The following is a 26,931-nucleotide window of genomic DNA, read 5'->3' on the forward strand; positions in this document are numbered from 1 at the left end:
AGTGGAGAAATGGATTCCGGGTTCATGCTGCGCATGCCCCGGAATGACGAGGGCGTATCAGTTGCGGTCGTCCGGGAGCACCGGCAGCGGCGAGACCTCGACGCCTTCGTCGATCAGCGAGCGCGCCTCCTCCGGCGAGGCTTCGCCGTAGATCGGGCGGTGCTCGATATCGCCGTAATGCATCTTGCGCGCTTCGGTGGGGAAGCGGTCGCCGACATTGTCGGCGTTCTTGACGATGTGGTCGCGCAATTCCTTCAGCTTGGCGCGCAGCTCGCGCTCCTGCGCCATCATCAGCGGCGTCGATTCGCTTGCTGCCGGCTCCGCGGCCGTAGCCGGCGCTGGCTCGGGAGCGGCTTTGTCCCGGCCTTTCTTGCCGATGATCTGCGGCGCCATGATCGCCTTCTCGACCTTCGATGTGCCGCAGGTCGGGCAGGCCACGAGCTTGCGGCGGACCTGCTGGTCATAGGCCGACGAACTCTGGAACCAGCTTTCGAAGGCGTGGCCCCGTTCGCAGCGCAGGTTGTACCGGATCATGCCGAGCCCCGGACGAGATGCAGATGCTCCGGACCTGCCTTGGGGTCGGCGACGGTGAAGCGGCGCCCATGCTGCAGCGAGGGGATCGCCCTGCGCGCGGTCTCGACCTTGGCCGGATCGATCTTCGCCAGGAACACGCCCGGCTCGACGCCGCCTTCGGCGAGGATCTCGCCCCAGGGGTCAATGATCAGCGAATGGCCATAGGTCTCGCGCTTGTTCTCGTGCAGGCCGGCTTGCGCGGCGGCAAACACGAAGCAGCCGGTTTCGATCGCGCGGGAGCGGAGCAGAACATGCCAATGCGCCTCTCCGGTCTTGCGGGTGAAGGCGGAGGGCACGGTGAGGAACGACGCGCCGCTTTCGGCAAGCGCGCGATAGAGCGCCGGGAAGCGCAAATCATAGCAGATCGTCAAACCGATCCGGCCCCAGGGCAGATCGGAGATCACTGCGGTCTCGCCCGGCTGGTAATTGGCCGATTCGCGATAGCTCTCGCCGCCGGGCAGATCGATATCGAACATGTGGATCTTGTCGTAGCTGGCGAGCAGATTGCCGTCGGGGCCGATCAGGAAGGAGCGGTTGACAGCCTTCTCCGGCGAGAAGCGCAGCGCCAGCGAGCCGACATGGAGATGGATCTTCAGTTCGGATGCGAGCGCGCGATAGGCCTTCAGCGACTTGTCGTCCTCTTCCGAAGCCAGATGCTCGAACAGCGCCTTGCGGTTCAATTGCATCATGTTGCTCACTTCGGGCGTGAGCACATAGTCCGCGCCTTGCGCCGCCGCCTCGCGCACCAGTTTCATGCCCTGTTCGAGACTCGGCTCCGGCAGAAGCGAGGTGCGCATCTGCACCATGGCGGCGGTGAAGGTGCCATCGGCGCTCATCAGGCCACGCCTTCGCTGTCGAGCAGACCATCGAGCTTGCCCTCGCGGTCGAGCGCATAGAGCTCGTCGCAGCCGCCGACATGGGTGTCGCCGATGAAGATCTGCGGAAAGGTCGAACCGGCGCCGGCCCGCTCATACATCTCGTCGCGATAGGCCGGGTCGGTCTCGACGTTGAATTCGGTGAAGGCCGCCTTCTTGCGGGTCAGAAGCGACTTGGCCGCGCTGCAGTAGCCGCAGCCCGGGCGGGTATAGATTTCAATCGCAGCGGTCATGGCGCGCTCGGTTGTGATTTTGTTCGGGATTATATGGGAGCTTTGTGGGTATCGACAACCCGGGCGAACACCAGCACGTCGACCTGCGCGGCTTTGGCCCGCAGCAGCGCCCGCGCGCAGGCGTCAACCGTCGCGCCCGAGGTCAGGACGTCATCGATCAGGATCACGCGGCGACCCTGGACTTCGGCGGCACGGTCCGGCGCCACCTTGAAGGCACCCTGCACATTGGTTGCCCGCTGCGCCCGCGACAATCCGACCTGCTGCTCGGTCCGCCGCACCCGGCGCAGCGCATCGGAGGCGAGCGCAACGCCGCTCTGGCGCGAAATGACGCGGGCGAGCGTGCCGGATTGGTTGTAGCGGCGGCTCCAGCCGCGCCGCCAATGCAGGGGAACTGGTACCAAAACATCGGCGTCGCAGAGCAATTCCTTCCCCGCCCGCGCCATCCAGCGGCCCATTGCCGGCGCCAGATCGGTGCGGTCCTGGTATTTCAATGCGTGCACCAGCGTGCGCGCGACGTCGTCATAGCGCACCGCGGCGCGGGCGCGCTGGTAGGCCGGTGGATTGGCGATCGCCTCCATCGATAGCAGCTCCGGACCGGGATCGTAGACGAAGGGGATGCCGAGCCGCGGGCAGAAGGGTGGTGCAATGAACGACAATTTGGCCCAGCAGGCGGCGCAGACACCCTCGCCATCGACCGGTTCGCGGCAGGAAACGCACAGCGTCGGCAGCGCGATGTCGAGCACCAGCCGTGCCGCATGCGTCCATGCTCCCTGCGCAACGCTCAGCGCGCCGCGCAGATGGCTTGCAATGGAGCGGGATGGTGATGCCTCGGCGCCCATGGAACGAGGGTAACTTCACGAACGTGTCAGCTCAAGCATTGCGTTGCCAGCGACGGGGGCAAGGCGTACCAACCGGCATGGCCGCAAACTCGACCACACCTGTATTGTTTGACCGCGCGCTGCTCGCGGCGCGGCTGAAGCGCGCGCGGCGCGATGCGCCGGTCACCTTCCTGCTTGAGCGCGTTGCCGAGGACATGAGGGAGCGATTGCAGGCGGTTACACGCGAGTTTGTTGATGCCGCCGACATCTGGACGCCGGGCAACGCGCTCCATGATCTCTTGCGCGAGCGATGCAAGTCCGTCCGCGAGGTTGCGTTCGAGGCGTCCGAAGTGCTTCCGCTGCAGCCGCAGTCGCTCGATCTCGCAGTCTCTGCGCTCGCCTTCCAGTTCGTCAACGATCTTCCCGGCGTGCTCGCGCAGATCCGTCGCGCGCTGAGGCCTGACGGGCTGTTGCTGGCGGCGATGATCGGCGGCGATACGCTGACCGAGCTCAGGCAATCCTTTGCCGCGGCCGAAGCCGAATGCGAGGGCGGCGTCTCGCCGCGCGTCGCGCCATTCGCCGATCTGCGCGACATCGGCTCGCTGCTGCAGCGTGCAGGCCTCGCGCTGCCGGTGACCGATGTCGACCGCATCGTGGTGCGCTACGACAACGCGTTCGCGCTGATGCAGGAACTGCGGCGCATGGGCGCGACCAACATCCTGGTCGAGCGGCGCCACGCTCCGACCCGCCGCGCCACGCTATTGCGGATGGCGCAGATCTATACTGAGCGCTTCGCCGATCCTGACGGCCGCATCCGCGCCACCTTCGACGTGATCTGGCTCTCCGGCTGGGCACCGCATGAAAGCCAGCCCAAACCGCTGCGGCCGGGTTCGGCGAAAGCGAGTCTGGAAGAAGCGGTGCGGAGAGCGGGGAAAGCCTAAGCCAAGCGTTCCGTCATGCCGGCCTTGTGCCGGGCATCCACGTCCTTTCTTGCACGTTCCAAGACGTGGATGGCCGGGACAAAGCCCGGCCATGACGAGTCCAGGGCTTACAACAACAAATCAATCAGATGCGGGATCAGCGGAACGTCCGCCGCTGGCATCGCGTAGTCGCGCAGCTTGTTAGCGCGGACCCAGGCGAGGTTCTGTCCTTCGCGCGCAATCACCATGCCGTCCCAGCGCCGGCAGATGTAGAGCGGCATCAATAGATGAAACGTCTCGTAGGCGTGGCTCGCAAAGGTCAGCGGCGCCAGGCAGGGCTCGGCGACGGTGATGCCGAGTTCTTCGTGCAATTCGCGGATCAGCGTCGCCTCCGGCCGCTCGCCCGCCTCGACCTTGCCGCCCGGGAATTCCCACAGCCCCGCCATCGGCTTGCCCACCGGCCGCTGCGCCAGCAGCACGCGCTTGTCGGCGTCGACAAGCGCGCAGGCAACCACGAGGGTGAGTTTGATATCGGTCATGCACCACACGCTCGCTGAATCGTAGCTAAATCGTAGGGTGGCAAAGCGAAGCGTGCCCACCACCAACACTCTGCTCGCAATGGTGGGCACGCTTCGCTTTGCCCACCCTACAACGTCTATCCCCTCACCCTGAGGAGCCTGCGAAGCAGGCGTCTCGAAAGGCGAGGCCACCGGCGGGGCCTCATCCTTCGAGACGCGCGAAGACGCGCTCCTCAGGATGAGGGGCTGGCACTGTCGTCATGACCGGTAATCGCCGTTGATCGCGACATATTCCTTGGTGAGATCGCAGGTCAGCACGCGGTCGCGGCCCTTGCCGAGGCCGAGATTGACCTTGATCTGGATCTTCGGCTGCTTCATCGCCCGCGATACTTCGGCCTCGTTGTAGGAGGGATCGCGCGCGCCGCTCTTGGCGACGCGGATGCCGTTGAAGGCGATCGAGAGCTTGTCGCGGTTGGCGGGCTCGCCGGCCTTGCCGACCGCCATCACCACCCGGCCCCAATTGGCGTCCTCGCCCGCGATCGCGGTCTTCACCAGCGGCGAATTCGCCACCGACATTGCAATCTTTCGTGCGGAAGCTTTGGTCGTCGCGCCGTCGACGATGATCTCGACCAGTTTTCGCGCGCCCTCGCCGTCACGCGCCACCTGCTCGGCAAGATCGGCGAGCACATCGCGGAACGCCTTGGCGAACGCTTTCAAGCGCGGATCGCTGGCGCGGCTGATCTTCGGCGCGCCATCAGCAGCAGCGGTGCCGGTCGCGAATGCCAGCAGCGTGTCCGATGTCGAGGTGTCGCCATCGATGGTGACGGCGTTGAAGGTGTCCTCGACCCCGCTCTTCAAGAGCTGTTGCAGCGCGGCTGATGACAGCGGCGCGTCGGTGAAGACGAAGGAGAGCATCGTCGCCATGTCGGGCGCGATCATGCCGGCGCCCTTGGCCATGCCGTTGATCGTCACCTTGGCCTTGCCGAGCTTCACGGTCGCGGTCGCGACCTTCGGGAAGGTGTCGGTGGTCATGATCGCCTTCGCCGCGCCCATCCAGTCGGCGGGCGCAGCTCGCTCGGCCAGCGTCGCCAGCACGCCATCGAACTTGGTCGCATCCAATGGCTCGCCGATCACGCCGGTGGAGGCCAAAAACACCTCGTTGACGCCGCAGCCGACCGCCTTGGCGGCGATCTGCGCGGTCAGCGCGGTCGCCTGCTTGCCGGTCTTGCCGGTGAAGGCATTGGCATTGCCGGAATTGACCACGAGTGCGCGAGCAAATCCTCCCTTGGAAGATCCGCCTTTGCCGAGCTTGGCGCGGCACCATTCCACCGGGGCCGACGGGCACTTGGACTTGGTGAAGACGCCGGCAACCGTGGTGCCCTTGTCCATCACCGCGAGCAGCACATCGGTGCGCCCCTTATAGCGGATGCCGGCTGCCGCCGTCGCAAGCCTGACGCCCGCGATCGCGGGCATGTCGGGAACGTTGGTCGGGGCGAGAGGAGAGACGGCGGTGGACATGGAGAGCTTCCAGCTTCGAGGAGGGAAGCGCTCTGTATCATTCCTGTTGCCCAAACGGGAGAGGGCGCGCGACACAGGTGACACGGTAACGGTGTCGTCCCGGCCTTGCGCCGGGACCCATACCGCGTGATCTATCTGTCTTGCGAGGAGGCTGGTTGCGCCTCACCAACTTAGGCTCGTGGTTATGGGTCCCGGGTCAAGCCCGGGACGACCACCTAACTACTTCTTCCGAACTACTTCTTCGCCGGCGGCGCCATCTTGGAGTCGGACGGCTTGGCGGGGGCCGTCGTATCAGGCTTGGTGTCGCTCTTGGCGGTCTCTTCCGGCTTGTCCATGCGCTCGATCTTGGCGGCCTCGCGCAGCTTGGCGACATAGTCGGCCTGTGCCTTGCGGGTCACATAGGTCTCGATCTGGCTCTTGACCTGGTCGAACGGAGGCGCGGTGCGGTTGCGCTTCTCCTCGACCTTGATGATGTGCCAGCCGAACTGCGACTTCACGGGGTCGGAAATCTTGCCCGGCTCGAGCGAGAAGGCGACGGCGGAGAATTCCGGCACCATCTGCTCCTTGGTGAAGAAGCCGAGATCGCCGCCATCGGAAGCGCCTGGATCCTTCGACTTCTTCTTGGCGAGCTCGGCGAAATCGGCGCCCTTTGCGAGCTCGGCCTTGATCGCCTTGGCCTCGTCCTCGGTCTCGACCAGGATGTGGCGGGCATGCACTTCCTGCTCGCCGGTGATCTGCTTGGACGCCTCCTCATAGACCTTCTTCATGGCGTCGTCGGTGGTCGCGGCCTTGCCCTCGCTGGCGAGCAGGCTGTCCATCAGGAGCCGGTTGCGGGTGAAGGCGAGGCGCTTCTTGAACTCGTCAGTATTGTCGACCTTCTTGTCCTCGGCGGCCTTGGCGACGATCTTCATGTCGATCAGGAAGGCCAGCAGGTTATCCTTCCGCGTCGCGGGGTCCATCTGCTGCAGGCTCGGCCCGAGTTCCTCTTCGGCGATCGCCACGTCGCTCTGGCGGATCTCCTGCCCGTTGACCTTGGCGAGCACCGGGTTGGAATCCTGGGCGCGGACCGGCAGGCCGAAGGCGAGAACCGCAGCGAACGCGCCGGTCACGGCCAGGGACGCGAGGCCGACACGCAAGCCGGGCTTCATTTCGGCGAACGAGGTGGTCATGCAAAATCCTTAACTTGTCTCGAACAGGGGGACGTTCTTTTGAGCGGGGCGGACACTCGCCCAATCAAGGCGGCTTGGCAACGCGAAAAGTCTGTCAAAATGATGAATTCCTTGACATCTTGCCGAGCGTTGACAACCCCCGGGGCGGGCCATATCTCTGCGCCATCGTGTCAATGGCGACAGCGCTCATATTGCTTACGTTTTTGGCCGTTGAACCTTGGATTGCTTGCTTCCCACTCAATTGGCGGATCTGGCCCCAGGTTGGGGCCTTTGCCGGGGCGCGTCACGGTGAGTTGATAGACAATCGGCTGCACCACGCTCCGGTTGCAACGCAGAAGAACAGGAACTACGCATGATCGGCGCGCTCGCCCGCAAATTGTTCGGCTCCGCCAACGACCGGCGGGTGAAGGGATATCAGGCCCGCGTCAACGCCATCAACGCATTGGAGCCCGAGCTCGCCAAGCTTTCGGACGAGGCGCTGAAGGCCCGCACCGCCGAATTCCGGCAGGAGCTGGCGAACGGCAAGACGCTCGACGACCTCCTGGTTCCGGCCTTCGCCACCGTCCGCGAGGCCGCCAAGCGCACTCTCGGCCAGCGCCACTTCGATGTGCAGTTGATCGGCGGCATGGTGCTGCACGAGGGCGACATCGCCGAGATGAAGACCGGCGAAGGCAAGACGCTGGTGGCGACGCTGGCGGTCTATCTCAACGCGCTCGCCGGCCGCGGCGTCCATGTCGTCACCGTCAACGATTACCTCGCCCGCCGCGACGCCGGCTGGATGGGCCAGATCTATTCCTTCCTCGGGATGAGCACCGGCGTCATCGTCCACGGGCTCGACGATGCCGAGCGCAAGACCGCCTATGGCTGCGATATCACCTACGGCACCAACAACGAATACGGCTTCGACTACCTCCGCGACAACATGAAGTACCGCCTGGAGGACATGGTCCAGCGCGGGCACTATTATGCCATCGTCGACGAAGTCGACTCGATCCTGATCGACGAGGCGCGGACGCCGCTCATCATCTCCGGTCCGCTCGACGATCGTTCGGATTTCTACAACACCATCGACACGTTCTTTCCCCAGCTCGACAAGAAGGACTACGAGGTCGACGAGAAGCAGCGCACGGTGACGCTGACCGAAGGCGGCATGGAAAAGCTCGAGACGCTGCTGCGCGACGCCGGCCAGCTCAAGGGCGATTCCCTCTATGACGTCGAGAACGTCTCGGTCGTCCACCACGTCAACCAGGCGCTGCGCGCCCATACGCTGTTCACCCGCGACAAGGATTACATCGTCCGCGACGGCGAAGTCGTCATCATCGACGAGTTCACCGGACGCATGATGCCGGGCCGCCGTTACTCGGAAGGCCTGCACCAGGCGCTGGAAGCGAAAGAGCACGTGCAGGTCCAGCCGGAGAACCAGACGCTCGCTTCGATCACCTTCCAGAACTATTTCCGGATGTATGAGAAGCTTGCGGGCATGACCGGCACGGCCGCGACCGAGGCCGACGAATTGTTTGACATCTACAAGCTCGAGGTGGTCGAGATCCCGACCAACCTGCCGGTGGCGCGCCTCGACGAGGACGACGAGGTCTATCGCACGCAGACCGAAAAATATGCCGCGATCCTTTCCGAGATCGAGCGCGCCAACAAGCGCCTGCAGCCGGTCCTGGTCGGCACCGCTTCGATCGAGAAGTCGGAAGTGCTGGCCGAGTATCTGCGCAAGCACGGCTACAAGCAGATCGATTTCGGCAATCACGGCGCGCTGGACAAGCTCTATGCCGCGGCCCGTGCCGGCAAGCCGGCCAAGCTGTTCGCGGTGCTCAACGCGCGTTTCCACGAGCAGGAAGCCTATATCGTCGCCGAAGCCGGCGTGCCCGGCGCGATCACGATCGCGACCAACATGGCCGGCCGCGGTACCGACATCAAGCTCGGCGGCTCGCTCGAGATGCGGATCCAGCAGGAGACCGCCGCCATCACCGATGAGGCCGAGAAGGCGAAGAAGATCGAGCAGATCAAGGCCGACATCGAGCGCTTCCGCGAGATCGTCTTGAAGGCGGAGGAGGCCGTCGAGGTCGAACCGGCGAAAGGCAGCAAGCCGGCGAAGACGGTGACCAAGCCCGGCGGCCTCTACATCATCGGCTCCGAGCGGCATGAATCCCGCCGTATCGACAACCAGCTCCGCGGCCGTTCCGGCCGTCAGGGCGACCCCGGCCGCTCGAAATTCTTCCTGTCGCTGGAAGACGATTTGATGCGCATCTTCGGGTCCGACCGGCTCGACAGCATGCTGACCCGGCTCGGCCTGAAAGAGGGCGAGGCGATCATCCATCCCTGGATCAACAAGGCGCTGGAAAAGGCGCAGCAGAAGGTCGAGGCGCGCAACTTCGACATCCGCAAGAACCTGCTCAAGTTCGACAACGTCCAGAACGACCAGCGCAAGGTGATCTTCGACCAGCGCGTCGAATTGATGAAGGACGAGAGTGTCGCCGAGACCGTCACAGACATGCGCCACGCCTTCATCGAGGATCTGGTGGCCAAGCACATCCCCGAGCATGCCTATGCCGAGCAGTGGGATACGGCGGGGCTGAAGGACGAATTGAAGCGCGTGCTCGATGTCGACCTGCCGGTCGACGAATGGGCCAAGGAAGAGGGCATCGCCGACGAGGAATTGCTGGCGCGGATCGAGAAGAACGTCGATGAGCGCATGGCGGCCAAGGTTGCGCAATGGGGCCCCGAGGTGATGCGCTACGTCGAGAAGACGATCCTGTTGCAGACGCTCGACCATCTCTGGCGCGAGCACCTGATCATGCTCGACCATCTGCGCCAGGTGATCGGCCTGCGCGGCTACGGCCAGCGCGATCCGCTGCAGGAGTACAAGACCGAAGCCTTCAACCTCTTCCAGGAGATGAGCTCGCATCTGCGCGAAGCGGTCACCGCGCAGTTGATGCGGGTCGAGATCATCCCGCCGGAGGAGCAGCAGCCGGTGCTGCCGGCAATGGAAGCGCACAAGTTCGATCCGAACACCGGCGAGGACGAGATGTCCTTCGCCAACGCCTCCCTGGTGCCGAAGACCGCTCCCTCCGACCGCGATCCCAACAATCCCACCACCTGGGGCAAGGTCGGCCGCAACGAGGATTGCCCCTGCGGCAGCGGCAAGAAGTACAAGCACTGCCACGGCCGGTATGCGTGAGCCGTTTCGGGATGCCTTGCATTTTCACGCCGATGTTAACCCGGCGATGATCTTTGCGGGACTCGGTGCCCACGTGAGGCGGACGTCGCCGAGCGGCTCAATCGATTGTTAGGGAGTTGCAGCTAACAAGGCCGGCGCGCAGTGCGCGAACGGTTTAACGCGCGTCCAAACCAGCTCGATCGGAGGCGCGCCTTGCAGGTTCCCACGAAGGTCCGGCGTCGTCATTATCTGGCGATCTTCGCCCTCGCCCTCGCAACCCTGTCCTATCAAATCCTGATCACGCGCTTCTTCAGCGTGATGCTGTACTACCACTTCGCATTCGCCGCGATTTCGCTCGCCATGCTCGGCCTGACACGCGGTGCGATGATGGTCTACGGAGACGGCGAACGTTACGCGCCCGGGCGGGTCGGCATCGAGTTCGCCAGCCACGCATCGTGGTTCGCCATTGCCAGCGTCGGCGTCATGGTCGCCTTCCTGTATGCACCGCTCGTGATCCCCTCAGACCACGTGCTGCTGGCGCTGGCGATCGTGGCCGTGGCCTTCGTGGTCCCATTTACCGAGGGCGGGGTCTGCATCACGCTGCTGCTGACGCGCCTCCCCGATGGGGTGGGGTGGTTGTATGCGGCCGATCTCGTCGGCGCTGCAGTCGGATGTCTCGGTGTCATCTTCATATTGCTCGTCATCGATCCCGTGAGTGCCACCGTGTGGATCGGCGCGCTGGCCGCGGCGGCGGGCTGGATGATGGTCCGTGATGGTGACGATGCGCGCAGCCTACGCCTGAGCCGCACCACCGCGTTGACCCTGGCCGCCATCGCCACCGTGCATACGGGTCTTGCCGCGAGCGGCCGCGGCCATCTTGGAGTGATCTGGGCCAAGGGCGCGCAGCAGACCGGCACGCTGTTCGAGCGCTGGAACACCTATTCGCGGATCCGGGTACGCGACATGGGAGAAACGACTCCGTTCGGCTGGGGGTTCGTCCGCACGCCTGACGTCAAGATCGGTCAGCATTATCTCGACATCGATGCGGATGCTGCGACCCCTATCACCCGCTATTCGGGCGATATCGGTGCGGTGTCATATCTGAAAGACGACGTGATCAACGCCGCGTATCTGGTTCAGCAGCCGGCCGACGTCGCCGTCGTCGGTGTAGGCGGGGGGCGCGACATCCTCTCTGCAGTCTATTTCGGCGCCAAGCGTGTCCGCGGCATCGAGATCAATCCGGCGATCTTCGAGGTGCTCACTGACAAGTTCGCCGATTTCTCCGGCCATCTCGACCGCCAACCCGGCGTCACGCTGGTCAATGCCGAAGCGCGGAGCTACATCAATCATTCGTCCGACCGCTACGATCTGATTCAGATTTCGCTGATCGACACCTGGGCGGCTACGGCTGCCGGAGGTCTGACGCTCACGGAAAATCGGTTGTACACGGTGGAGGCGTGGGACGATTTCTATCGCGCGCTCAATGCGGGCGGTATGCTCTCCGTTTCGCGCTGGTACGATCCCGCCGTGCACCGCGGCGAGTTCTATCGCCTCGTGGCGATCGCGGCGGCCGCGCTGCAGCGCAAGGGCGTGCCGGCGAGCGAATTGGCGCAGCACGTTATTGCGGTGAACGTCCACAATATCGTGACTGTCATGACGCGCCCCGACGCGTTCACCGCCGCGCAATGGCAGGCCGCGCGCGATCGCCTTGCTGCGCAGGGCTTCACGATCTTGCTGGGGCCCGATGTTGCCTTCGATGCGGTTACGTCGGCCTTGATGTCAGGCCACGCCGATCAGGCATTCCTGGATGCGCTCCCGGAAAACATTGCCGCATCGACTGACGACAACCCGTTCTTCTTCTACACCGCGCGCCTCGCAGACCTCTTCACCAGTCTCTCGCCCACTTCGCTGAGGACCAACACCGCCATCAGCGTGACCCGGTGGCTCACCGTCGTCGCCCTGTTGGCGGCCGTCTACTACGTCGTGATCCCCTTTATCCGTCTCAGGCGAACAATGCCGCTGGCAGCGCTCGCGCCACCCGTGGCCTATTTCGCCGCGATCGGGATGGGCTTCATGCTGGTCGAGATCTCACAGATGCAGCGCCTGATGGTGTTCCTCGGTCATCCGGTCTATGGATTGAGTGTCGTTCTCTTCACCATCCTGCTCTTCAGCGGGATCGGCAGCACCACGGTTCGCGGCCAGCCAGGATCGGCGTCGCTCATCGTCAGAGTCATCGTCCTTCTCACCGCGCTTATAGCCGCGGGGTTCCTGACCCCACTCGTCACCACCTGGGCACGGTCCGAGCCGACCGAAATACGCATCCTGATATCCGTGCTGTTGCTGGCGCCCCCGGCATTCTGCATGGGCATGATGTTCCCCCTTGGGCTCGGCATCTGGCGTCGCCATGACAGACTGCTGCCGTTCTTCTGGAGCACCAACGGGATCACGTCGATGCTGGCCTCGGTTCTCGGCATGGCTCTGTCGATCGAGTTCGGCATCGCCAAGACGTTCACACTCGGCATTTGCTGCTATGTCCTGTGCGCCGCCGTGATCGTTGGCACCCGCCTGCGGCAGCAGGTGGTGAGGTCCGAGACGAGGTCGCTGCGGCGCCCCCAGTTTGTGCATCAGGACGGAGCGGTGCTGTAAGAAGGTGCATGCAACGGCAGCGCTTTCCGCAAAGCGGCTCGCGATATGAGGCTAACGCCATTTGCGCGACGAGACGAATTATTGCAACGATTCCAACGTGATTTGGGTAGTCCAGTCCTCGCGCAAAAAACATTCCGCTTCCGTCGTCGGGCAAATCAGTGATTTAACTCCGCGCGTCTCACCCGAATGAGGGGCGGCTCGCGATCGTCACGAACGTTACGGTGGGATGCGGTGGACGAGATGGGTGTGACTGACGAGCACGCGCATCGCGGACGGCGAAGTCGTGTGGTTCTGGCGCCCCGACGCTGGCGCTAAGCCCTGAGGGATGGAAACATCCCCTGGGGTGACGGTGGCAAGAAAGCCCGGTCACCGGGAAGAGCACGAAGTAAGCCGTAAACCACTGCGCAGGGAAAGCCGGAGTTGCTTCGGTTGACCTGTGGTCCTACCCCCGTGCTTTTTGTTGCACGGGGCCCACGGGTGCAACCGGCACCCGGCTTTCCCTGCGCCCTCTATTCAATGAGAGGGCGAGACGAGCGCAAACCTCGGGCGAACAACGCCGCGAGAATGCGAACTCACATTCCCTCCGCTGTTTGACATTCAAATCAGAACTCACCGCTGGTCGTCCCGGGCTTGCGCGCCGCGGCGAAGCCCCTTGGCGTAGCCGGGACCCGGGACCCAACCACAAGCGCTTGTGGTGTGCTCCGCTGCAACCGCTTGCTCGCGCCACAACACCTCCCTGTGGTTATGGGTCCCGTCTTTCGACGGGACGACACCGGTGCGAGGCGTGAGAGAGTCCGCCGCGAGCGTTACTTCATCGCTCCGAAGCGGCTGTCGAAGGAGTTTGAGTGCACGATCGGCTGTGAGCCGGCGAGCTGCGCATCCTTGGCTGCCGGCGCGGCTGCGGCGGTCGAGGCGGCCGGCGCGTCGGTGACGGTCGGCTTGAGCGCCGGCTTGGCGGCGGCGAGCTTGGTCTCGGGCTTCGGCGCGACGCGAACGACCGACGGCGGCTTGGTCTCGGCAGTCTTGCTCTCAGCAGCTTTGGGCTTCGCGGCCGCGGCTGGTGCAGACGGCGGCACGCTGGTCGCAGAGGCGTTGGCGTCGGCCGTGGCGCCAATCCCGACCTTGCGGGCGAGGCTGGAGAAGAAGCCCTCCGACTGCTGGTCCGACTTGGTCGCGGGCGTGGCGGAAGCGACCCGGGTCGATGACGTCGACGAGGTCGTCGACACCGCCACCACCGGTTCCTCGGGCTGCGCCAGATTCGGCTTCGGCGGATTGACGGTGGACGGGATCGTGCCGGGCGCGCGCGCCAGCGACAGCGATTGCAGGCTCTGGCTGTCGCCACCCTCGGAGAGGCCGGTGCTGCCTTCCGGCAGCTTGGACGCGAAGATCTTGTTCATGCCGCCGTCGATGCCGGTGTTCATCCGCGCCACCGGCGTGCCTTTGGAGATCAGCTTGGCGACCTCAGTCGCCTCTCCCTGCTGCTTCTCGCGCACGGCACTCGCGATCTCGTCCGGGATCACATAGGCCGGGCATTTGGCGGACGCATCGAACACCGGATCGCGGGTGGCGCCCGGCGGCTTGGTGGCGTCGAAGACGTATTTCTTCTCGCAGAAATCGACCTTCGGCTCCTGCTTCGTCACCTCGAAATGATCATAGCCTTCCTTGATCATCTTCCAGAAAGGCATGTTCGGGTTGTTGCGGTGCTTGGCCATGTTCACCGGCGTCATCCGGAACGGATAGGCCTGCAACTGGAACGCCTTCTGGCCGCCGAAGAAGGATTCGCGGCCGAGCGAATAGATCTCGGCGATCTGCTCGTCGGTCATCGCGTAGCAGCCGCGCGAGGAGCAGTCGCCATGCACCATGAGCTGCGAACCGGTGCGGCCGAGCGCCTTGTCGAAGGCGTTGGGGTAGCCGGTGTTGAAGGAGAGATAGTAGGCCGATTGCGGGTTCATCTGGCCCGGCGAGATCGTATAAAAGCCCTCCGGCGCCTGGCGGTCGCCCTCGCGGATCTTCGGGCCCAGATCGCCCGACCAGCGGCAGATCGGATAGGTCTTCAGCAGGGCAAATTTGCCGGAGCGGTCCTGCTTCCAGACTTCGAGCTCGGCTTCCTGCTTGAACAGACGGACCAGGATCGGCGACTGCAGATCCATGTCCTTTTCGGCGATTGCCGCGACCAGCTTCGGCGGCACCGGCTGGTTGGCCTTGGCATTCGATGCGAGTGAGATGTCGTCGCTATTGCAACCGGCGAGCAATACACTGGCCGCAAGGGCAGCCGAAGCCAGAAGCGCGCGAACCAGCGTGCGGTGATTCAAGTCCAAGCTCCACACCCACCAGGCATTTCGGGCAAACCCCAATTCAACCCTTATGCCTTGAAGCGATTGTTAAAATACTAACCTTTGGACTCCCGACCCGCAACCTGAACGGAGTACGCCGGCCGGAACCATGACTGGCATGGTCAAGCAGAGGTTAAAGACCGGCCTCGGGGCCGAATTGCGGCCAAACTAGGCGAACTGGAGCAAAATGCCGCGCTTTCGGGGCGGCTAGCCGAGCTTGCGGCCGATATCCAGAAACTTCTGGCGCCGCTGCTTGCGGATCGCGTCCGCATCAAGATTTCGTAGGTCGTCGAACGCCTGGGCGATGGCGTCGCCGGTGGACGCGATCATGGCGGCGGGATCGCGGTGGGCGCCGCCCGGCGGCTCCTTCAGGATCTGGTCGATCACGCCGAATCGCAGCATGTCCTGCGCGGTGATCTTCATGCTGTTGGCGGCTTCCTGCGCCTTGGTGCCGTCCCGCCACAGGATCGAGGATGCCGCCTCCGGCGAGATCACGCTGTAGATCGCGTGCTCCATCATCAGGACGCGGTTGGCGGTGGTGATCGCGATCGCACCGCCCGACATGCCCTCGCCGGTGATGATCGCGACATTGGGCACGCCCAGCGACAGGCAGGCGTCGGTCGAGCGCGCGATCGCCTCGGCCTGTCCGCGCTCCTCCGCGCCGATGCCGGGATAGGCGCCGGCCGAATCGACGAGGGAGAGTACCGGGATGCCGAAACGGTCGGCCATCTCCATCAGCCGGACCGCCTTGCGGTAGCCTTCGGGGCGCGCCATGCCGAAATTGTGCTTGATGCGCCCCTCGGTGGAGGCACCCTTTTCCTGGCCGATCACGCAGATGCTCTCGCCGCGGAAGCGGCCGAAGCCGCCGAGCAGGGCTTCGTCGTCGGCGAATTTGCGGTCGCCGGCCAGCGGCGTGAATTCGGTGATGAGCGCGCTGACGAAATCGGTGAAATGCGGCCGTTGCGGGTGCCGCGCCACCAGCGTCTTCTGCCAGGGCGTCAGGTTGGCGTAGAGGTCGGTGAGCGCCTGGCCGGCCTTCTCCTCGATCCGCGCGATCTCGTCGCCGATGTCGCTGCCGGACGCCGCCAGCGTGCGCAATTCGTCGATCTTGGATTCAAGCTCGGCGACGGGTTTTTCGAAGTCGAGGTAACTGCGCATCTGATCCGGCATTACGGCAATATAGGAAGGAACCTGGCGGGCGGCGAAGCGGGTCTGGGTCTGGAAGAGAAATCTTGTATCTTCAACAAGTTAACACGCAGCCTAAGCCGAGGCGCGTGGGCTGACCGCAAGCGGTGACGCTCTTTCCTGTGAGAAGCCGCCGAAGTCAAGGCGGATCGACGAGATCCGAAGGTGGGCCTAAGGCTTCTCCGCCAGCGGATGCAGGTCGCGCACCAGGCTCTTCAGCCGCTCCTCGACCACATGGGTATAGATCTGGGTGGTCGAGATGTCGGTGTGGCCGAGCAGCGTCTGAACGATGCGCAGGTCTGCGCCATTGTGCAGCAAATGGCTGGCAAAGGCATGCCGCAGCACGTGCGGGGAGACCAGCCGCGGCGCCAGGCCGGAGGCGGCCGCCAATTCCTTCAGGTCGCGGGCAAAGTGCTGCCGGGTCAAATGGCCGCTCTCGCCGAAGGAGGGAAACAGCCATTTCGACGGCGCCGCCTTCTTCTCCGGCTTCATGACCTGCATCGCCGCGAGATAATCGGCCATCGCCTGCCGCGAGGCTTCGTTCAGCGGCACCAGCCGCTCCTTGTTGCCCTTGCCGCGCACCACGATCATCCGCGCATCGCGCCGCGCCGCCGACAGCGGCAGCGAGACCAGTTCGGAGACACGCAAACCGGTGGCGTACAGCACCTCCAAGAGGCAATGCAGCCGCAGCGCGCGCAGCCGCTGCGCCGGCGTGGTGTCGGCTTGCGTGAGTTCCTTTGCCCGCGTCAGCATGCGGTCGACATCGGCGATCGACAGCACCTTGGGCAGGCCGCGGCCGCGCTTTGGCCCTGAGAGGATCGCGGCGGGATCGTCGCCGCGGATCCGCTCGTTGAGCAGGAAGCGAAACAGGTGCCGCATCGACGACAGCCGCCGCGCCACGCTGGATGATTTGAACCCGCGGGTGTCGAGGTCGGCGAGGTAGTCGCGCAGCGTCTGGGTGTCCGCGTCGGCAAAGCCCTTGCCGGCACGGGTGAGGAATTCGGAGAGATCGGTGAGGTCGCGGCGGTAGGCGTCAAGCGTGTTCTCGCCCGCGCCCTGTTCGGCCGCGAGCATGTCGAGGAACAGGCTGATCAGCCCGGCATCTGAGGTCTTGGAAAGTGCCTTGGAACGCATCCCCTGACCATAGCGGCTATTTCTTGAGGAACTTATCCGGCGGGATCGTCACCGTCATTTCCCGCGGTTTCGGGGTCACGAAATTGGCCAGCGCGAAAATGATCCCGTAGCCGATACCGCCGATCACGGCGAGGACCGTCAGGAAGCGGAACAGGCTCGGCATATCGAAGGCTCGGGCGGCGAATTAACCATCGCCATCATCCATCATGTTCCCTCAGCCGTTGCAAGACTCTGGCAACGGTATCGGCGGGGGTAGTATAGGTGACCGGAACGACCCGAATTCGCCGCGAGCCCGAGCTTTAGATGCCAGACAGCGCCGCACCGCTACCTGCGCTCCCGTCCCTGGAGGCCGACATTATGGCCGCGCTGGGGTCGCGATCGATCGTGCTGGTAGGCATGATGGGCGCCGGCAAATCGACCATAGGCCGGCGACTGGCCGCGCGGCTCAGGCTGCCCTTCACCGATGCCGACACCGAGATCGAGGCGGCGGCAGGCATGTCGATCCCGGAGATTTTCGAGACCCATGGCGAGGCCTATTTCAGGGATGGCGAGGCGCGGGTGATCGCCCGCCTGCTTGCTCACGGGCCCGCGGTGCTCGCGACCGGCGGCGGCGCCTTCATGCGCGAGGAAACCCGCAACTGCATCCGTGCCAGGGCGATCTCGGTCTGGCTCCGTGCGGAAGCCGATGTCATCATGCGCCGGGTGCGGCGCCGCGCCGACCGCCCGCTGCTGCAGACCGCGGATCCCGAGGGCACGGTCAACCGTTTGCTCGGCGAGCGCGAGCCGGTCTACCAGAGCGCCGACCTGACGATCTCGTCGCGCGACGTGCCGCATGACCGGATCGTCGAGGAATGCCTGGAGGCGCTGCGCAGCCATCTCTGTGGCGGCGGCACGGCACAACCGGCCACGAACGGAATTAGCGTCCCATCATGACTGCGCCATTGAAACACTCGGACCCCATCACCGTCGATGTCGCGCTCGGCGAGCGCGCCTATGACATCGTGATCGGGCGCGAGGTGCTGCCGTCGCTCGGGCCGCGCATCGCGGCGCTTCGTCCGGGTGCGCGCACCGCCATCGTCACCGACCGCACGGTGGCTAAGCATTGGCTGGAACAGGCCGAGGCGTCGCTTGCGGCGGCGGGTATCCCCACTTCGCGCATCATCGTCGAGGAAGGCGAGGGCTCGAAGAGCTATGCCGGCCTGACAGAGGTGAGCGAAGCGCTGATCGCGGCCAGGATCGAGCGCAACGATCTCGTCATCGCGCTCGGCGGCGGCGTGGTCGGCGATCTCGCCGGCTTTGCGGCTTCGATCCTGCGCCGCGGCGTCGATTTCGTGCAGGTTCCGACCTCATTGCTGGCGCAGGTCGATTCCTCAGTCGGCGGCAAGACCGGGATCAACTCGCCGCAGGGCAAGAACCTGATCGGCGCCTTCCACCAGCCGGTGCTGGTCGTCGCCGACACGGCCGTGCTCGACACGCTGTCGCCGCGCCAGTTCCGCGCCGGCTACGCGGAGGTCGCCAAATATGGCGTGCTCGGCGACGAGGCCTTCTTCACCTGGCTGGAAGCCAATCACGCTGATATCTTCTCTGGCGGCGCGGCGCGCGAGCACGCGATCGCAACCTCATGCCGCGCCAAGGCTGCGATCGTGTCGCGCGACGAGCGCGAGACCGGCGAGCGCGCGCTGCTCAATCTCGGCCATACGTTCGGCCACGCGCTGGAAGCTGCGACCGGTTTTTCGGACCGGTTGTTCCACGGCGAAGGCGTCGCAATCGGCATGGCGCTGGCGGCGGAATTTTCCGCTTCGCTGGGGATGATCGCGCAAGCGGATGCGGCGCGCGTGAAACGTCACCTCGCCGCGGTTGGGTTGCCGACCCGGCTGCAGGATATCGGCGGCTTCGCCCAGGAAGGACTGGCCGATGCCGACGCACTGATGGCACTGATGGCGCAGGATAAGAAGGTCAAGCGCGGCAAGCTGACTTTCATTCTGCTGGAAGCCGTCGGCCGCGCGGTGATCGCGCGCGACGTCGAGCCCGCGCCGGTGCGCGAGTTCCTGAAGGCAAAACTGGCCGAAAACTAAAAACGCTCCTCGGGTGACGTAGCTTGACCTGGGCTTTGTTCTCAATCGTCATCGTCTGCCTGTTGGTCTCCGCCTTTTTCGCGGCGAGCGAGACCGCGCTGACCGGCGCCTCGCGCGCCAGCATGCTGAGGCTATCCAAACAGGGCAATCGCGACGCCGGCGTTGTCTCCAGTCTGTTCAACATGCGCGAGCGGCTGATTGGCGCGCTGCTGCTCGGCAACAACATCGCCAATATCGGCGCCTCGGCGCTCGCAACCGGCATCCTCACTGCCTGGTTCGGCGACGTCGGCGTGCTCTATGCGACCGCCGTGATGACGGTGATGGTCGTGATCTTCGCCGAGGTGCTGCCGAAGACCATCGCGATCAACGCGCCCGACCGGGTATCGCTGCTGGTGGCGCGGCCGATGAAGGTCACGGTGTATCTGCTCGGACCGTTCCTGACGGTGATCGAGTTCATCGTGCTCGCCCTGATGAAACTCTTCGGCATCAGGGTCGGCGCCCATCAGGCAATCCTGTCGCCAACCGAGCGACTGCGCGGTGCCGTCGACCTGTTGCATCACGAGGGCAAGGTCGAGAAGCAGGACCGCGACATGTTCGGCGGGCTGTTGGACCTGCGCGAATTGCAGGTGTCCGACGTGATGGTCCATCGCACCGAAATGACCATGATCAACGCCGACCTGCCGCCGGAGGAACTGGTGCGCGAGGTGCTCGCCACCGAGTACACCCGCATTCCGCTATGGCGCGACAAGCCGGAGAACATCATCGGGGTGCTGCACGCCAAGGATCTATTGCGCGCGATCCGCGCCGCCGACGGCGACACGTCGAGTATCGATGTCTCCACCATCGCGCTGCCGCCCTGGTTCGTGCCGGAGATGCGGCCCGTCTCAGACCAGCTCAAGGCGTTCCGCCGCCGCAAGACGCACTTCGCCCTCGTCGTTGACGAATATGGCGAAGTCGAAGGCATGGTGACGCTGGAAGACATTCTCGAGGAGATCGTCGGCGACATCTCCGACGAGCACGACGTGGTGGTCGCGGGCGTGCGCGCGCAGCCCGACGGTTCGGTGGTGGTCGACGGCTCGGTGCCGATCCGCGATCTCAACCGTGCCATGGACTGGCACCTGCCGGACGAGGAAGCCACGACCGTGGCGGGTCTCGTGATCCATGAAGCGCGCTCGATCCCCGAACGCGGCCAGAGCTTCACCTTCCACGGCTTCCGCTTCCGTGTCCTGCGCCGCGAGCGCAACCGCATCACGGCACTGCGCATCACCGCGCTGCCACGCGGAGCCGAGGCGGAGGAGCCCAGGCCGAAGCGCGCCGGGACGGCGTTTTAGGCAGAGCGATGGACGCTGCACTCCTTCTCTCGCAAGCGGGAGAGGTGAACGGGCGCCTACTCGATATCGATGGTGACGCCGGAAAGCTTCCAGGTGCCGTCGATGGGGATGAAGGCGAGCTGATACTTCACCTGCTTCGGCGCGGTCTCGAAATGGCCCTTCAGGCGCAGCACGCCCTTGTCGTCGATCTTTGCCTCCTCGTCGGCGACAACAGGCTTTGCCACCACGGCGTCGAACACCGCGTGCTTGTCGACGAGGTCCTTGAAGACGGCCTGCAGCTTCTCCGGCGGAAACTGGTCGGCGAACGGCTTTGAGATCTTGGCGTGCAGGACCGTGAAGTCATTGGCGGCGACGGCATCGCTCAGCGTCACCAGAATGCTTTTTATCAGGACTTCCTGGACGAGCGGGCTCGGTACGCCCTGTGCCGCGGCAGGTAGGGGCGCCCAGGGCGCCAGCGTTGCCATCACGGCTGTGGCTAATCGCAGATGCGCCCAGTGAACCATCTGACAGCCCCTCCTAACAGGAGGCGATGGTGCAATGAGCCTGCCCAATTCCAATGGAACTGGTCCATCGCCCAGGCAGCTATCTCTGATAACGGAAAACGGCCGCGGCGTCTTGCGCAACGTTGATCAAAACGGTCGTGGGGCCGTGTTCTTCAGCTAAATTTTCAGGCAGCGCCCCTCAGCGCGGTCTTTCCCCCGGAGCCTGCGCGTGGATCGCGAGTGCATGCACGGTATCCGCGAGTTCCTGGGCCAGCGCCACATTAATCATGCGGTGGCGCTCGATCCGGCTCTTCCCTTCGAACGCTTGAGATACAATATAAACGCGGAAATGCGTCTCGCCGCCCGGCCGATGCCCGGCGTGGCCCTCATGCAGATGTGATTCATCCTGGACCTTGAGGCTTTCGGGCATGAAAGCTTCATTCAACTTCTTTATAATAGCGTCCCTTGTGCTCATGGCGGCGGCAATAGTTCGAAGGCTGCATTTCGTCAATGGCACATCCGAAGAAGAGGTATTCGCAATGTCAAGACTTGAAGCATTTTGCGTTGCGTAGTCAAAGTCAGTCATGGCGATCGATTCATCAAAATTCTTCGACTCCATTCGCATCAAACCTACCAAGGTGAGCGCGAAGCGGCAGGCGCAGGCCGGCCAGGAAGCCATGACCTGCGAATGGGCGGGCTGCCAGAACAAGGGCTCGCACCGCGCGCCGAAAGGCCGCGAGAACTCGCGCGAGTATTGGCATTTCTGCCTCGACCATGTTCGCGAGTACAACCAGTCCTACAATTTCTTCCAGGGCATGAATGCCGAGGCGGTGGCGCGCTACCAGAAGGATGCGCTGACCGGCCATCGCCCGACCTGGAAGATGGGCGCCAACACCAGCGCCAAGCGCGGCAAGGGCAATGTCGAGGACGATCTCGGCGGCGCTGCCGATCCCTTCAATGTGTTCGCCGAACTCAATGGCCGCGCCGGCTCGCGGCCCGGCCCGGGCGCGCAGGCCAAGACCGAGACGCGTACGGTGATGAATGCCGAGCGCAAGGCGCTGCAGGTCATGGGCCTCACCGCCGAGGCGACGCTGGAAGACGTCAAAGCGAAGTACAAGGCGCTGGTGAAGCAGCACCACCCCGACGCCAATGGCGGCGACCGCTCCACCGAGGACCGCCTGATCGAGATCATCAAGGCGTATAACTATCTGAAGACGGTGGTCCGCGAGGCTTGACGTCGTCCCGGGCTTGAACCCATAGGCGCTAAGTTAGTTGATCATAAGTTGGTAGTGTCGCTTGCGTCTGGGCGGCTCGCGAAGATGTCGTCGGAGCAGGCGTGCGGTTTGGCGAAGGCGGGCGATGGTAGGCTGGGGGATGATCGCCTGCAGCAGGGAGGCGACGAGTTGTCGGAGCAATCGCCAGGCGCCTGGGCGGGTCAGGCGGCGCTCGCCCAGCGGGGAGAGTCCTCGAGTTCGTCGACGAACGGCTCGAGCAGAAGAATAGCCAGCAAATGGGCGAGGATATGCGGCCTGGCGGACCGCTCGCTGGCTGCTGGCGGTCCCTTCAGGCCGATCAGGCTCTTCAGCCGCTTGAAGCCGAGTTCGATGCGCCATCGCAGCCGATAGAGTGCCAGCACATCGGCGGTCGCAAAGTCGTCCGCCTGAAGCGAGGTCACCAGGATCACCCAGTCGGCTGCATCGAGCGTTTGCTTGGAGAGTTTGTGACCTCCGCGTCGTGCCGCTTGATGCGCCTTGCGCCGTGCGGCAGCGGCTGCCTCAGGCGACTTCTTGATGGCCACCAGACGAACCGCAAGCGGTGGGCGGCGCTTGAGCTTGATCCAGATCGGGCGGTCGATTTGATCGCCGGATGCCCTTCGCAGTTCAGCCACCAGATCGATCGGACGGCCTTCAGCATCCAGCCAACGGGCACCCTTCCAGCCTGCCCGGATCACAAAGTCCGCACCAGCGTCCTTCAGCACCGCCATCCGGTTCGGTTGCAGATACGCGCGATCGCCGATGCGGATCTCACCTTCGACCACGGGGATACGGTCAAGCGTCTCGCCGCCCTGCTGATCGGTCAGTTCGAAGTGGCCGAAGCGCTCGCGCGGAAGATCGAATGCGCTGTGGATGCGCCACACCCCCGTCTTCGCACCGCCTCCCTTCTTGGGCACGGTGGTGGCATCGACAAGGCGGATCAGCCGGCCTTGGCTTGCCTTCGGCGCGGCGCCGGCAAGTGCCTGTCCCACCAGCAACGCAAGCCAATCCCCGCATTGCCGCAGCCGATACAACAGAGCCACATTGGATATATCGGCAAGGCCGACCGACGTCGCCCACGCCGCCGTCAACCGGAGCCCCCGCTCGCCAAGGCAATAAGCCAGGATCAGGCGCAGCAAATCCACCGCATTGCTGATCTCGCGCGGACGCACAAAGGCCCTTGTCTCGCGCGCCGTGGCGTTAAGCCTCGCTGTCCCGCCCAACTGCGAGACAACCGTCTCCCAGTCTCCGTTCAAAAGTGATTCGTCCATCATTCCATGCTGGAATCACAAACGAAACTTCATCGCAATCCTATTTTAGCGCCTATGGGGCTTGAACCGGGACCCATAACCACAGGATCCCGTGGTTATGGAAAAATGTTGGCCCAGTCTTCATTACAATTCAGGTCAGGGGCTATGGGTCCCGGCTCAAGGCCGGGACAACGGCGGAGTTTGTGTCTGCCGTCAGACCGTCGACGCGCCGAATTGGGCTACACTTTCGGCATCGGCCCGACATAGGACGAGCTTGGCCGGATCAGCCGGCCGGTGCGCTGCTGTTCGCGCGCATGCGCGGTCCATCCCGCCGAACGCGCCACCGCGAAGATCGGCGTGAATGCCTGCCGCGGGATCGAAAGCGCATCGAGCAGGATCGCGGTGAAGAACTCGACATTCGTTTCCAGCGGCCGGTTCGGATTCTTCCGCCGCAACGCCTGGCGGATGTAGGCCTCGACCTCGCCGGCGAACGGCAGGTCGGCGCCTTCGGCAGCTAACCGCTCGATCGCATCCTTCAGCACATCCGCGCGCGGATCGCGCACGCGATAGACACGATGGCCAAATCCCATCAGCCGCTCGCCCCGCGCCAGCGCCGCATCGACCCAGGGCTTGATGCGCTCGCGGGTGCCGATCGCGTCCAGCATCTCCAGCACCGGCTCCGGCGCGCCGCCATGGAGCGGCCCGGTCAGCGCGCAATAGCCGGCGGTGACGGCCGCGAACAGGTCGGCTTGCGTCGAGGCCACCACGCGCGTCGTGAAGGTGGAGGCGTTCATGCCGTGATCGCAGACCGTGACGAGATAGGCATCCAGCGCCGCGACCTCGCGCGGTTCGGGCCTGCGGCCCAGCAGCATCGTCAGCGTATCCGCGGTGTGGCTGACGTTCGGATCGGGTGCGACCGGATCGTTGCCCTTGGCCCGCTGCACCAGCGCGCCCGCGATCACCGGAAATGCGCCGACGATCGTCGCTTCGTGCTCGAGCCCGTTTTCGGCGCGGAGGCCGGCGACCGCGGCGCGGACGCCGTCCACGATCGACATGCCGCGGGTTGCCGGCAGCAATTCCGGCAAGCGCGCGAAGGCGCGCTCGCGCGCGGCACCCAGCTTGGCGCGCACATTGGCCTCGCTGAGCGCGCTTCCGGTCGCGGCGTTCCACAGCCGTGCCGTGACGCCCTCGAAGCTCGATGTCGACGCCAGCACGCTGACATGCTCACCCGCAATGATGAGTTCGCCGCGCTCGCCGTCGACATGGCTGAGCACGGTTTCGGCGGCGGGAATGCCGTCCAGCCCGATCGGGCTCTTGGTCATCTGCATATTCATGGCGGATCTCCTTTCGTGATGGGAAAGTCGATCCTCTCGACAGATTGATCAATCTTGATTAGCTTAATCAATATGAAAAAATCTGATGGCCTTTATCTCTCAGCCCGCGAGGCGGCGGCCGAGCTCGCGATTTCCCCCGCCACGCTCTACGCCTATGTCAGCCGCGGCCTGATCCGCTCCGAGCCGTCGGCGGATTCCCGCAGCCACCGCTACCGGGCCGAGGATGTGCGCGGACTGAAGGAGCGTCGCACTCCGTCGCCGGAGCCGCGGGGCCTGCGCAGCTTCGATGCCGACCTGCCGGTGATGGATTCGGCGATCGCGACCATCACCGAGGACGGCCCGATCTACCGCGGTGTGAACTGTGTCGATCTCGCCGAGAAGGATACGCTCGAGCATGCGGCGACGCTGTTGTGGGACGTGACCGGCGTCGATCCCTTCGCGGCGGACAATTGCCCGTTTGTCTCCGGGGAGATGCGCGCCATCGCGGAGGCCGCGCACCGCGCCATGCCGATCGACCGTGCCATTGCCGTGCTGGCGCTTGCCGCAAGCGCCGATCCCCGCGCCTTCACCCGCGCGCCGGATGGCCGCGCCATGGTCGGCGGGCGTATCGTCCGGCTGCTGGTTGCGACCATGCTGAACCGCGAGCCGTCGTCCGAATCGCTGCATGTGCAGATCGCCGGCGCCTGGGCGGGCGACAACAAGCATGCCGCCGACCTGATCCGCCGCACGCTGGTGCTGCTCGCCGATCACGAATTGAACGCCTCGACCTTCACGGTGCGCTGCGCCGCTTCGACCGAGCTCAATCTCTACGACGCCGTCATCGCCGGCCTCGCCGCGCTGAAGGGCCCGAAGCACGGTGGCGCCGGCGTGCTGGCGTCGCGGCTGGTGAAGACCCTGGTCGACCAGGACGTCGAGCCGGTGATCCGAGAGCGTGTCGCGCTCGGCGAGCGCTTCGCCGGTTTCGGCCATGGCGTCTACCGGCGCGGCGATCCCCGCGCGCAATCGCTGCTGGATGCGCTGGCGCGCGCCGGCGCCGCGCGCAAGTTTACGAGGGAGGTTCCGGAGCGGATTGCGGAAGCGACCGGCGAGTTCGTCAATATCGACTATGCGCTGGCCGTGCTGGTGCATAGCCTGCGGCTCCCCCTCGGCAGCGAGCTTGCGCTGTTCGCGATGGCGCGCAGCGTCGGCTGGATCGCGCATGCCAGCGAGCAATTGCAGCACGGCCGGCTGATCCGCCCGCGCGCGCGATATGTCGGGCCGGCGCCGGGACGCAGCGCGGCTGCCAAGACCATCTGAGGTTACGTGCGCGGCTTCGCGGCCGGCTCGATCATGGTGTTTGCGCGACGGCGGCGGATAACCCAGAGCACCAGCGTCAGGATCAGGGCGCCGCCGATCACCGCCAGGATCCAGATATGTTTGCCGACATGATGGTGGTACGGCAGCCCCGCATACTCATGCAATGCCGAGATCGCGAGCGCGCCCGGCAGCACATGCGCGGGCGCCCAGAGCAAGACCGCCGGGATATTCACGCTGTAGAAGCGCACCGGGGGCATATCCAGCGCGCCGGCGGTGAGCGGCACGAAGGCACGGAACGGCGCTACAAAGCGCGCAAAGAATACCGCGAGCGTGCCCCAACGATGGAAGAACGCCTCGCTCTGCTCGACCACGCGCGGATAGCTGGACAGCGGCCATGCAGCCAGGATCTCGCGCTGGCGGCGATGGCCGATCCAGTAGGCGGAGCCGTCGCCGAGCAGGGCGCCTGCGGCGGCCGCCGCCAGCACCGGCCAGAGCTTCAACTCGCCGCCGGGAATCAGCGCGCCCATAGCCAGGATGATGGTCGAGCCGGGCACCAGCGACCCCGCCACCGGAACCGCTTCCAGAAAAGCCGCCAGGAACAGCGTAAGGTAGGCAAGCCACGCGTGGGCCGAAACGAAGGTGATCAGGGGGTCGAGGAATGTGGTCACAAACTTCCCGTCGCTCACGGTCTTGCTTTGACTTTCAGAGCTAACAACTCGTCCCCGGCCTGGAAAGGGATTGCCGCGAGGCGGTCGCAGCCCTCGCCGCAAAGTGCGGCGTGATTCGCAGGGCAGCCCTCCAAAAACCGCGTCCGGTACC

24 protein-coding genes are annotated in these 26,931 nt (G+C 64.7%); 8 read left to right on the forward strand and 16 right to left on the reverse strand.

Going from position 1 to position 26,931, the window contains the following annotated elements; genetic code table 11:
- Positions 1 to 57: 57 nt before the first annotated feature.
- The 4 genes from ACVJGD_RS30575 to ACVJGD_RS30590 are packed head-to-tail and all read right to left on the reverse strand — an operon-like array spanning position 58 to position 2,520.
- A complete protein-coding gene (locus ACVJGD_RS30575) occupies positions 58 to 534 on the reverse strand; it encodes a DUF1178 family protein (protein ID WP_456637707.1) in 477 nt (158 codons plus the stop codon).
- Positions 531 to 1,409, reverse strand: coding sequence for a carbon-nitrogen hydrolase family protein (locus tag ACVJGD_RS30580; RefSeq protein ID WP_456637708.1), 879 nt, complete (start codon positions 1,407 to 1,409; stop codon positions 531 to 533). Before ACVJGD_RS30580 ends, ACVJGD_RS30575 begins: the two co-directional genes overlap by 4 nt.
- Positions 1,409 to 1,681, reverse strand: coding sequence for a glutaredoxin 3 (gene grxC / locus ACVJGD_RS30585; RefSeq protein ID WP_456637709.1), 273 nt, complete (start codon positions 1,679 to 1,681; stop codon positions 1,409 to 1,411). The genes ACVJGD_RS30580 and grxC overlap by 1 nt, the downstream gene beginning before the upstream one ends.
- Positions 1,682 to 1,710: 29 nt before the next feature.
- Positions 1,711 to 2,520 (reverse strand): ComF family protein, encoded by an 810-nt coding sequence (locus tag ACVJGD_RS30590; protein WP_456637710.1) that lies wholly within the window; start codon positions 2,518 to 2,520, stop codon positions 1,711 to 1,713.
- A gap of 77 nt (positions 2,521 to 2,597) precedes the next feature.
- On the opposite strand from ACVJGD_RS30590, the gene ACVJGD_RS30595 reads away from it, so the two are divergent.
- Positions 2,598 to 3,440, forward strand: coding sequence for a methyltransferase domain-containing protein (locus tag ACVJGD_RS30595; protein WP_456637711.1), 843 nt, complete (start codon positions 2,598 to 2,600; stop codon positions 3,438 to 3,440).
- A 107-nt stretch (positions 3,441 to 3,547) separates the two neighbouring features.
- On the opposite strand, the gene ACVJGD_RS30600 is transcribed toward ACVJGD_RS30595, so the two are convergent.
- The 3 genes from ACVJGD_RS30600 to ACVJGD_RS30610 all read right to left on the reverse strand — a co-directional run bounded on the left by ACVJGD_RS30600 (position 3,548) and on the right by ACVJGD_RS30610 (position 6,624).
- Positions 3,548 to 3,958 carry a (deoxy)nucleoside triphosphate pyrophosphohydrolase gene (locus ACVJGD_RS30600; RefSeq protein ID WP_456637712.1) on the reverse strand — a complete coding sequence of 137 codons (411 nt, stop codon included), beginning with the start codon at positions 3,956 to 3,958 and terminating at the stop codon, positions 3,548 to 3,550.
- Between the two features lie 237 nt (positions 3,959 to 4,195).
- Entirely contained in the window at positions 4,196 to 5,455 is a 1,260-nt protein-coding gene (gene argJ / locus ACVJGD_RS30605; protein WP_456637713.1) for a bifunctional glutamate N-acetyltransferase/amino-acid acetyltransferase ArgJ, read from the reverse strand.
- 233 nt (positions 5,456 to 5,688) lie between these two features.
- The gene (locus ACVJGD_RS30610; protein ID WP_456637714.1) at positions 5,689 to 6,624 is read right to left on the reverse strand and encodes a peptidylprolyl isomerase; all 936 of its coding nucleotides are present in this window, start codon (positions 6,622 to 6,624) and stop codon (positions 5,689 to 5,691) included.
- A 352-nt stretch (positions 6,625 to 6,976) separates the two neighbouring features.
- Between ACVJGD_RS30610 and secA the strand changes: the two genes are divergently transcribed.
- Positions 6,977 to 9,814 carry a preprotein translocase subunit SecA gene (gene secA / locus ACVJGD_RS30615; RefSeq protein ID WP_456637715.1) on the forward strand — a complete coding sequence of 946 codons (2,838 nt, stop codon included), beginning with the start codon at positions 6,977 to 6,979 and terminating at the stop codon, positions 9,812 to 9,814.
- A 192-nt stretch (positions 9,815 to 10,006) separates the two neighbouring features.
- The gene (locus tag ACVJGD_RS30620; protein WP_456637716.1) at positions 10,007 to 12,439 is read left to right on the forward strand and encodes a hypothetical protein; all 2,433 of its coding nucleotides are present in this window, start codon (positions 10,007 to 10,009) and stop codon (positions 12,437 to 12,439) included.
- A gap of 806 nt (positions 12,440 to 13,245) precedes the next feature.
- Here ACVJGD_RS30620 and ACVJGD_RS30625 read toward each other — a convergent pair.
- The 4 genes from ACVJGD_RS30625 to ACVJGD_RS30640 form a co-directional block, all read right to left on the reverse strand.
- On the reverse strand, positions 13,246 to 14,751 hold the full coding sequence (locus ACVJGD_RS30625) for a L,D-transpeptidase family protein (protein ID WP_456637717.1): 1,506 nt from the start codon (positions 14,749 to 14,751) through the stop codon (positions 13,246 to 13,248).
- A gap of 228 nt (positions 14,752 to 14,979) precedes the next feature.
- The gene (locus ACVJGD_RS30630; protein WP_456637718.1) at positions 14,980 to 15,942 is read right to left on the reverse strand and encodes an acetyl-CoA carboxylase carboxyltransferase subunit alpha; all 963 of its coding nucleotides are present in this window, start codon (positions 15,940 to 15,942) and stop codon (positions 14,980 to 14,982) included.
- A 186-nt stretch (positions 15,943 to 16,128) separates the two neighbouring features.
- Positions 16,129 to 17,091, reverse strand: a complete 963-nt coding sequence (gene xerD / locus ACVJGD_RS30635; RefSeq protein WP_456637719.1) for a site-specific tyrosine recombinase XerD — start codon at positions 17,089 to 17,091, stop codon at positions 16,129 to 16,131.
- 16 nt (positions 17,092 to 17,107) lie between these two features.
- Complete coding sequence (locus ACVJGD_RS30640) at positions 17,108 to 17,254, reverse strand: hypothetical protein (protein ID WP_043160555.1); 147 nt, start codon at positions 17,252 to 17,254, stop codon at positions 17,108 to 17,110.
- Between the two features lie 140 nt (positions 17,255 to 17,394).
- Between ACVJGD_RS30640 and ACVJGD_RS30645 the strand changes: the two genes are divergently transcribed.
- Genes ACVJGD_RS30645 through ACVJGD_RS30655 form a run of 3 tightly spaced genes read left to right on the forward strand, consistent with a single transcriptional unit; the run spans position 17,395 to position 20,497 of the window.
- Positions 17,395 to 18,024 carry a shikimate kinase gene (locus ACVJGD_RS30645; RefSeq protein ID WP_456637720.1) on the forward strand — a complete coding sequence of 210 codons (630 nt, stop codon included), beginning with the start codon at positions 17,395 to 17,397 and terminating at the stop codon, positions 18,022 to 18,024.
- Entirely contained in the window at positions 18,021 to 19,166 is a 1,146-nt protein-coding gene (gene aroB / locus ACVJGD_RS30650) for a 3-dehydroquinate synthase (RefSeq protein ID WP_456637721.1), read from the forward strand. Before ACVJGD_RS30645 ends, aroB begins: the two co-directional genes overlap by 4 nt.
- Positions 19,167 to 19,189: 23 nt before the next feature.
- Positions 19,190 to 20,497 (forward strand): HlyC/CorC family transporter, encoded by a 1,308-nt coding sequence (locus tag ACVJGD_RS30655; protein WP_456637722.1) that lies wholly within the window; start codon positions 19,190 to 19,192, stop codon positions 20,495 to 20,497.
- Between the two features lie 56 nt (positions 20,498 to 20,553).
- Here ACVJGD_RS30655 and ACVJGD_RS30660 read toward each other — a convergent pair whose 3' ends face one another.
- Together ACVJGD_RS30660 and ACVJGD_RS30665 are read right to left on the reverse strand one after the other, a co-directional pair.
- Positions 20,554 to 21,000 (reverse strand): hypothetical protein, encoded by a 447-nt coding sequence (locus ACVJGD_RS30660; RefSeq protein ID WP_456637723.1) that lies wholly within the window; start codon positions 20,998 to 21,000, stop codon positions 20,554 to 20,556.
- Between the two features lie 178 nt (positions 21,001 to 21,178).
- Positions 21,179 to 21,454: a BolA family protein gene (locus tag ACVJGD_RS30665; RefSeq protein ID WP_456640424.1), complete on the reverse strand. Its 276-nt coding sequence runs from the start codon at positions 21,452 to 21,454 to the stop codon at positions 21,179 to 21,181.
- Positions 21,455 to 21,563: 109 nt separating this feature from the next.
- On the opposite strand from ACVJGD_RS30665, the gene ACVJGD_RS30670 reads away from it, so the two are divergent.
- Positions 21,564 to 22,214, forward strand: a complete 651-nt coding sequence (locus tag ACVJGD_RS30670; RefSeq protein ID WP_456637724.1) for a J domain-containing protein — start codon at positions 21,564 to 21,566, stop codon at positions 22,212 to 22,214.
- Positions 22,215 to 22,414: 200 nt separating this feature from the next.
- On the opposite strand, the gene ACVJGD_RS30675 is transcribed toward ACVJGD_RS30670, so the two are convergent.
- Together ACVJGD_RS30675 and ACVJGD_RS30680 are read right to left on the reverse strand one after the other, a co-directional pair.
- A complete protein-coding gene (locus ACVJGD_RS30675; protein WP_456637725.1) occupies positions 22,415 to 23,455 on the reverse strand; it encodes a transposase in 1,041 nt (346 codons plus the stop codon).
- Positions 23,456 to 23,721: 266 nt separating this feature from the next.
- Complete coding sequence (locus tag ACVJGD_RS30680; RefSeq protein WP_456637726.1) at positions 23,722 to 24,816, reverse strand: citrate synthase/methylcitrate synthase; 1,095 nt, start codon at positions 24,814 to 24,816, stop codon at positions 23,722 to 23,724.
- 72 nt (positions 24,817 to 24,888) lie between these two features.
- Between ACVJGD_RS30680 and ACVJGD_RS30685 the strand changes: the two genes are divergently transcribed.
- On the forward strand, positions 24,889 to 26,112 hold the full coding sequence (locus tag ACVJGD_RS30685; protein WP_456637727.1) for a citrate synthase family protein: 1,224 nt from the start codon (positions 24,889 to 24,891) through the stop codon (positions 26,110 to 26,112).
- A gap of 2 nt (positions 26,113 to 26,114) precedes the next feature.
- Here the strand turns inward: ACVJGD_RS30685 and ACVJGD_RS30690 are convergent, their stop codons facing one another.
- On the reverse strand, positions 26,115 to 26,780 hold the full coding sequence (locus tag ACVJGD_RS30690; protein WP_456637728.1) for a DedA family protein: 666 nt from the start codon (positions 26,778 to 26,780) through the stop codon (positions 26,115 to 26,117).
- Between the last annotated feature and the right edge of the window lie 151 nt (positions 26,781 to 26,931).

The sequence above is a fragment of the Bradyrhizobium sp. USDA 10063 genome (assembly GCF_054063735.1).